This is a genomic window from Wolbachia endosymbiont of Cylisticus convexus (assembly GCF_003344345.1).
This window is the reverse complement of sequence record NZ_QPIP01000076.1, coordinates 1-7372: the sequence shown is the minus strand read 5'-3', so window position 1 is coordinate 7372 and position 7372 is coordinate 1. Positions and strand designations below refer to the sequence as shown.

5 protein-coding genes and 4 pseudogenes are annotated in these 7372 nt (G+C 36.4%); all 9 read right to left on the bottom strand.

Annotated elements, in window-relative coordinates:
- A pseudogene (locus Wcon_RS07330) lies at nucleotides 1–1099 on the bottom strand (phage portal protein); the annotation flags it as partial.
- Nucleotides 1100–1227: 128 nt separating this feature from the next.
- Nucleotides 1228–1488 (bottom strand): type II toxin-antitoxin system RelE family toxin, encoded by a 261-nt coding sequence (locus tag Wcon_RS07325; protein ID WP_255565531.1) that lies wholly within the window; start codon nucleotides 1486–1488, stop codon nucleotides 1228–1230.
- Between the two features lie 30 nt (nucleotides 1489–1518).
- Nucleotides 1519–1806 carry a hypothetical protein gene (locus Wcon_RS07320; RefSeq protein WP_114517731.1) on the bottom strand — a complete coding sequence of 96 codons (288 nt, stop codon included), beginning with the start codon at nucleotides 1804–1806 and terminating at the stop codon, nucleotides 1519–1521.
- Nucleotides 1807–1845: 39 nt separating this feature from the next.
- On the bottom strand, nucleotides 1846–2079 hold the full coding sequence (locus Wcon_RS07315) for a gpW family head-tail joining protein (RefSeq protein ID WP_114517730.1): 234 nt from the start codon (nucleotides 2077–2079) through the stop codon (nucleotides 1846–1848).
- A gap of 3 nt (nucleotides 2080–2082) precedes the next feature.
- Nucleotides 2083–3899: pseudogene (locus tag Wcon_RS07310) on the bottom strand (phage terminase large subunit family protein).
- Nucleotides 3896–5363, bottom strand: a pseudogene (locus tag Wcon_RS07305) (ankyrin repeat domain-containing protein). The pseudogenes Wcon_RS07310 and Wcon_RS07305 overlap by 4 nt, the downstream one beginning before the upstream one ends.
- 3 nt (nucleotides 5364–5366) lie before the next feature.
- A complete protein-coding gene (locus Wcon_RS07300; RefSeq protein ID WP_114517733.1) occupies nucleotides 5367–5843 on the bottom strand; it encodes a hypothetical protein in 477 nt (158 codons plus the stop codon).
- Nucleotides 5844–5859: 16 nt separating this feature from the next.
- A complete protein-coding gene (locus tag Wcon_RS07295; RefSeq protein ID WP_114517504.1) occupies nucleotides 5860–7071 on the bottom strand; it encodes a DNA modification methylase in 1212 nt (403 codons plus the stop codon).
- Between the two features lie 109 nt (nucleotides 7072–7180).
- Nucleotides 7181–7372 (bottom strand): annotated as a pseudogene (locus Wcon_RS07290) (Holliday junction resolvase); the annotation flags it as partial.

The following is a 7372-nucleotide window of genomic DNA, read 5'->3' as shown; positions in this document are numbered from 1 at the left end:
ATACTGGTCTGCAAAATTGGAATACCATAATGTTATGTTGCAGCATAGCGCATCGACGACGAAACTCTATTAATCCTGCTCTGATTGATGAGTAATTAACACCTTCCTGTTAGCTGTTCATATGTTATCCCTGTACCTATTGCTATTGCCCTCAGTTGCTGTCTCATGAATGCTTCATAACTTCCTCCAACATCAGACGGCTCTGAAAATTTTATATCTTCTCCTGGGTCTAAAAGCTGCATTGTTCCAGGTTCCAGTCCAGATAGTGCTACTCCTTGCTCATTACTTTCACCTTCTCCTAAAATATTTGCCTCAGGATCAAGTCTCATAATAAACCCTGCAAACATCGCTGCTGTCTTTTTTCTCACTAATTCTGCATCATCATATTGATCAAGTTCATAGAGCTTTAGCAGTATACTAGAAAGCCATCTCTAATTTGCCCAGGTCTCAGTGGTTTATAGATATGTAAAACATCGTTTGCTGGCACTCTCACTGATTCACCAAAAGTGCTTTCACCAGGGTGTTCCTTAAATAGGTAATATGCCTCTCTTTGCCCAAGCCTGTTAAACTCAATCCCGTTTCTTATTACATTACCATTGGCTAGTGTTTGATTGCTCTTATTGTCCAAATGCTCTGATTCCAATACTTGAAGTTGCAATGGTACAGAAAATCTATCTTCCAGCTTTCTCGTTCTTAAACGTACAAAACATTCTCCTCCCTCTATCATACTTCTGCATACTAGAGCTTGTAATCCATAAAAATCACTTATTCCACAGCTATCTGCTTCATCTGTCCATTTTAGCCATAACTCTTGCACTTTCTTTCGAAATTCTCCATCTCTTGCTTTTGATTGTGGTTTTATTCCTGTTCCAATAGAATTACTCACTATGGTATCAATTATATTTGCTGCATATGGATTTTTTCTCACCATGTCACGTGATCTACTACGTAAAGTTTCAAGGCTTTGAGACAGCAAATTGTTTATACTTCCTAACTCTGGTTGAAAGTGAAAAAATCTTCTTCCTGAGCCTGCTGCATCCCATGCAGAACTTTTTGGTTTTGGTTTATTGAATAGTTGCTTGAATGATTTTAATAACATTTTGCCTCTTTAATTATGCAGCAGTTTGTTGCACAATTTGACATTAAAAAATTACAGCAAGCTGCTAGAGAGTCTGGCTGTTAACACTTTATAAATTATGCATGAAGCTCTTGCACAAATACCAACGCTTATTCTGGGCTGCGTTCATAAATGTCCTTCCGATGTCCCATTGCAGTAATAGTTACTGTGTGTTTTGAGTAGTTTATCCTATAAATTACACGATAATCACTTACTCGTATCCTAAAATACCCTTTGAATTCATGCGATAATGCTTTACCTATTGCTTTAGGGTTGGTTGCAAGACGACTATCTACAGCTCTTCTCACTCTAGATCTTATCGTTGGTGGTAATGCAAGAAAGTCCTCCTCAAGAACTCTTTTTGAATAGATAATATCGTATCCCAGCTTGTATCTCCACCTTTAGAGTGTTTTTGCAGATAATATTCTATTCCAATCTACATCCTCACTTCTAATTTCTTCATCACCTCTAGCATCACGCTCAAGAGAAAGCTTAGCCAACTTTATATCTACTTCATCTATTTCATCATCTTCTTCAGATAATTTACTTGCTTCAATTTCTTCTTCCACTAGGTCCTTTACAACTTCTTCTATAGTTCTATTTTGAACTTTTGCCATTTCTATAAGGTAGTGAGCAAATTCCCCCTCAAAATTTACATTAACATTAAGCCTTTCTTGACTTTGATCCATATTTTAACTAGAAAATACCAATTTTAAACTATAACATTTTTACACAATTTTGTCAATCCCCTTACTTGTCGCAATCACAATTCTTCTCTTCGGTCTCACACCTGCAACTTTCAGCTCAGCCTTAATACGTTGCCGTAGATTCAGCAAGTCATTTATCTGGACTTCAGCATATCTCACAACATGGTCACCATATGCAATTGATACTACTCTCTCTCCATTTTGTAGTTTCTTTATCGCTTCTTCGACTTGAATTAAATAATCTTCGTTATACATTTATTACTTGCTGATCCATTTGCTTTTGACTATTTTCTTTGATTTTTTACTTTCCGGTTTTTCACTTAAACTATTCCATTTACTCTCTGGCCATCTGTCTATTCCCAGTGCTATTGATGCTGCTCTCGCATAAATTCGGCAATCTAATACTTCATTTCTTTCTCTTACCTTTTGCCACTCTTGTTTGGTGTATCCTTTTACTACCTTGCTGACTAATTGCTCTGCCGTTAGCTGCTTAAAATATTCAGGTGCATACTCCGGAAAATGACAATATCCTGCTGGCACTTTCTCTTCTTCTTTAAAAATATTAAGTAATTGAAAAAGCTCTGACTTTAATATCGATACTCCTACTGGCCATAGCTTTATTCCTCTTTTTAGCTTTTGACCACCAACTGTTATATCTACTCTACTTGGGCTGCTAAGTGGTACTAATGCTTTATTTACACCTTTTACTGCCATTACTCTTCCCGACCCTTGATGACCTCTTACCCAGTTGTAAACTTCCTGTGTTGCATATCCTGCATCAACTGCCATCATACTTATCATATATTCAAGCCCATTTTCACCGATAAAATGATGATTTAACAGCTCTGAAAGCTTTTTCCATACTTCTCCACTTCCTGTGTCTCCTTCAAATACTCGGTAGTCTATTGACCAACTTTCACGGCTTTTTCCCCATGCTACAACTTCTACTTCTAACCGATCTTTTTGAACATCAACACCTGCAGTAAGTACCACTTCTCTCTTAGGTACTGTGCCTACGGGAAAAAATTCTCTCCTGTTAAATAATTGCTTCCAATCTGGTACTTCTCCTTTGTCTACCCAGGTTTCTCCAAGCGTAGTATTTATCCAAACCTTCAGTAATTGTTCACTTTCTTTTGCATGGAGAAAATCTTCTACTGCTTGTTGCCAACTATACCAGCCAACTGGACTATAAAGACTTGATAAATGAAATCCTTTTTTCTCGCCTTTTACTCTATTAGTAGGTCTCCATTCTCCACGTTCAAGCATCTCTGTCTTTTGATGATTTTCTATTTTGCCGCTACATTCAGTGCAGACATAATGTGCTGTTCTTGAGTCGTTGTTTTCCCATTTTATTTGTGACCATTTTAGAACTTGATAGTAATTACAATGTGGACATGGTACAAAAAAGTATCTCTTATCTGTTGCTTCAAATTCTTTCTCAATTCTGCTTATTCCATGGTGTTGATACTAAAAAAAATCTTTCGCCGTGCAAATGTATTAGTTCGAGCAATACTGAGCAGCACTGGATCTCCTTCACCACCTGAATCTCCTGGATAGGCATCTATTTCATCAAGAAAGAGATATTTTACTGGCATAGACCTGAGACCTACACTGCTGTTTGCTCCAGTAATCACAACTATTCCACCTGGAAACTCCTTACTTTGTACAGTATTGCCTGAATCTCTTGACCTTGGGTCTTTTACTTTACTTTTTAAACATGGAGTACTCTCTATTAATGGTGCAAATCTTCCCTTTGACCAACGCTTTCCCATTTCAACTGTCGGCTGTACTACTAGCATTGGACCTGGTGTTTGATCTATGATATAGCCTATCCAATTGTTACCAGCTTCTGTTCCTCCAATCTGCGCTCCTTTCATGAATACTATTTTTTCAGCCGGTGAAGAAGGAGAAAGTGAATCCATGATTTCTTTTAAATAAGGAGTTCTCTCTGTTCTCCATTTACCTGGCTCTGATGCTGCAGTTGCTGCTAAAACTCGATACTCATTTGCCCACTCTGATACTTTAAGTTGCGGATCTGGTTTTAAACCTTCAGAAAAAGATGTGGCATATATCATATTGCTAGCTCTTCACCATCATTAGATAACATCACTTAAATTAGGACTACTTGTTTTCTCACTTTCGAGTTCAATAAACATTTTCTTTTCAAGCGCTTCTTCTATATACTTCTGAATTAAATTACTCATTGCTATTGCAGCTATAAGCGCAACTATTCCCACCATTACCACAGCTATAATATTAGGGTAAATTCCCACTATCACTATTGCACATACTGTTATAGAAACACAGACGATATTGATATATTTCTTTATTTTTTTGTCTGCTATTTTCCTTTCTTCAAAATATTTATTGCTCAATAAATGAAATGTTGGAAAGTTCTTCTGTCTTCCAAATAACACTATTTCCTTCTCTTTGCTCAGTAATTTTATTAATTTTGCGTTGTTCGTTATTATTGCATACTGAAAAACATCCGTGGCATCTGCTCCTCTCTTTAGCAACAACTTTACTACGTTAAAGTGACCATGCTTTGCAGCAACATAAATTCCCGTTTTTCCACTCTCATCTACAGCATCTATTTCAACTCCTTCACCAAGAATACCGTCTATTAGGTCTTCATATCCTTTTCTGGCAGCTAAATGAAGCAAACTGTTTTTATCAGCTCCGTATCTATTACTTGCTAAAATCTTTACTATATCTAATCTATTTGCTTCTTTTGCATAACAAAATGGTGTCTTGCCATTATCATCCTTAATTAAAGGATCTATATCTTCTCGCGTTAGTAAAACTTCTATTGTTTTCAGCCTTTCAGCATAATGTAGTGGCGTTTTATTTTCATAATCTTGTAAGTTAACCCCAGCATTAGGAACATTTATTAAGCATCTTACAATATCTAAACATAAGTCTCTTTCGTCGTAATTACTGCCACTTATAGCTACGTGCAAAGGAGATAATTTCATTGCATTTCTGCCGCTACCAGCTATGTTAACATTTGCACCAAGATTTGAAAGTAATTTTACTACTTCTAGCTTCTTGTTGTTTACTGCATAATGCATTGCTGCATGATTTCTCACGTCAAGAACATCTTTATCCGCATTTCCTTCTCTAATTAAAATTTCTACTATCCCTTCATGCCCAGCTCCTGCCGCTAAGTGTAACGGTGTATGTAGTAAAGCATTCTGCTCATTAACATTAGTCCCTTTGTCGAGTAAAAACCTTACAGCATTTGCTTCATTCAACATCGCAGCTAAGTGAAGTAAGCTATCTTTCTCCAATCCATATTTGTGATTGATTAGTGCTTGTAATATCTCTTCTCTTGCACAATCCAGCGCACTTTTACCATTATCATCAGTGATCAGTGGATTAATATTTTTCCTATTTAGTAAGAGCGCAACCATACTAAGCTCGTTAATTTCTACTGCATAATGTAGTGGGGTTTTCCCATTTAATCCTCTAACATTTACATCCACTCCTGGTTGATTAATAAGACACTTTATTAATTCTAAACTTAAGTTAGCAGACATTATTTAAAACTTAATATTAGATAATTCTTGTAATGAGTTTGTAATCTCTTCGGTTAGCGCCATATGAATCTTTTCAGTGTCACTCAGTGATGCAAGTAGTGCTGAAACTCTATTTGGAATATTAAGCAAATTATTACGGACAACTCTTGCTACATTAAACGCATCGCGCTTTACTTCTTCTACTGCTACAAGTTCTCCTATCTCAGCCTTAGCTTTCGCCTCAAGAAGTTTACCTCGCTCCATTTCATTTTTTATTCGCGTTTTAAGCAACATCGTGGAAAGTTTTTCTCCGCTTTCTGAATAGTTTTTTCTTCTCAGTGGTTGACTTGGATCTCTGATTGTTTCTATAGCCCTGTTTGCTTGTTCTCGGTCAATGAGTCCATCCTCCAACTCAACTATTCCTTTTTTTACTAAATAACAGACATATTGCTTTGATACTCCTATCTCTCTTGCCCATTCTGTTTGTGTGATTTTTTCCACTCTTTTTGCCTCTTTTCTACGAATTTTCTTCTTGAATTTCTGCAAAAGTTTTACCAGTACTGGCTAAAAGGGCATCTCTTCCGGTATATATTTGCCAACGTTTTATGGTTACATCTACAAATTTTGAATCTAACTCTATTGTCCTACAAATTCTTCCTGTTCTCTCACATGCAATCAGTGTACTTCCAGAGCCGCTAAATGGATCAAGAACTATGTCTCCTGATCTGCTGCTGTTTACTATTGCTCTCTCCATTAGCTCTACTGGCTTCATCGTTGGATGTAGTGTATTATGTGTTGGCTTATCATAAAACCACAGGTCACTTTGATTTCTACCTCCATGCCACTCACGTTTATTGCCGCTTTTCCATCCATAGAGCATTGCTTCGTATTGTCTTTGATAATCAGATCTGCCTAGCGTAAAATGATTCTTTGCCCAAATGATAAATGTTGACCATTTTCCTCCTGCCTCCTCAAATACTTTTTGCAACGTTGAAAACTCTGATGATGATATGCAGATGTAAATTGCACCTTTCGTATATGCTAAAATATGGGAACAGATGCCATAGAGAAAAAGCTCATACTTTTCACCTTGATTATCATTTAATACCTTTTTGTCTTGGCTATTACCATAATCAACGTTATATGGAGGATCACAAACAGTAATGTCTGCCATTTTATCATCTAACAGCGCTTTATATGATTCAACTACAGAGCTATCACCACAATAGATTCGATGATCACCTAAAATCCATAAATACCCTGGTTTTGTTATTTCTACCCTTTTTTCATCACCAACCAAGTCAGAAAAATCTTCTTTTTCACTATCTAAATCATCAAGGAAATGTTGAACTTTTTCTAATTCAAATCCAGTCATTTTAAGATCAAACTGTAAATCTTCTAACTCTTGAATTTCTACTTTCAAAAGCTCATCATCCCACTTTGCCCAATTAGCTGATTGATTTGCCAGTAATCGAAAAGCTTTGGTTTGTGGTTCATTTAGATTATCACTTAAGACCACTGGAATACTTTCCATACCAAGTTTTCTTGCTGCTTTAAGTCTTAAATGACCATCAACCACAGTTCCATCGCTTTTTGCAACTATTGGTATACGAAAGCCAAATTCCCTGATTGAAGCACACATTCTATTTACTACGTCATCATTTTTACGAGGATTACGCTCATATTCAACTAGATTTCGAATAGGATAGTAGTGGATTGCTAAATTCATATAATTGCTATACTAATTAAAAAGTTAATAATTAAAATATCTCTGACGCTAAAGAAGGCCTGGGGTCATACCCACCAAACCCGCTAGCCTAGCTGAAAGGACCCACTTTTTATGGAGTTTTTAATACATTAAAATCTTTACTAAAATTCATAACGTAGAACATCAAAGCTAAAGCATCGGCCTCATTATCATCTCTAGGTGAAAAACTTTTTTCACGTATCGCTTCAATAACTTCACTCTTACTTGCATTGCCTTTGCCTGCTATAAAGCGTTTTATAGTTTTAACATTAACACCTTTGTA

Bases quoted from the DNA above. Each gene is read 5' to 3' on its own strand.
- Wcon_RS07295 (WP_114517504.1), bottom strand. From the start codon at position 7,071: ATGAATTTAGCAATCCACTACTATCCTATTCGAAATCTAGTTGAATAT.
- Wcon_RS07320 (WP_114517731.1), bottom strand. From the start codon at position 1,806: ATGGATCAAAGTCAAGAAAGGCTTAATGTTAATGTAAATTTTGAGGGG.
- Wcon_RS07315 (WP_114517730.1), bottom strand. From the start codon at position 2,079: ATGTATAACGAAGATTATTTAATTCAAGTCGAAGAAGCGATAAAGAAA.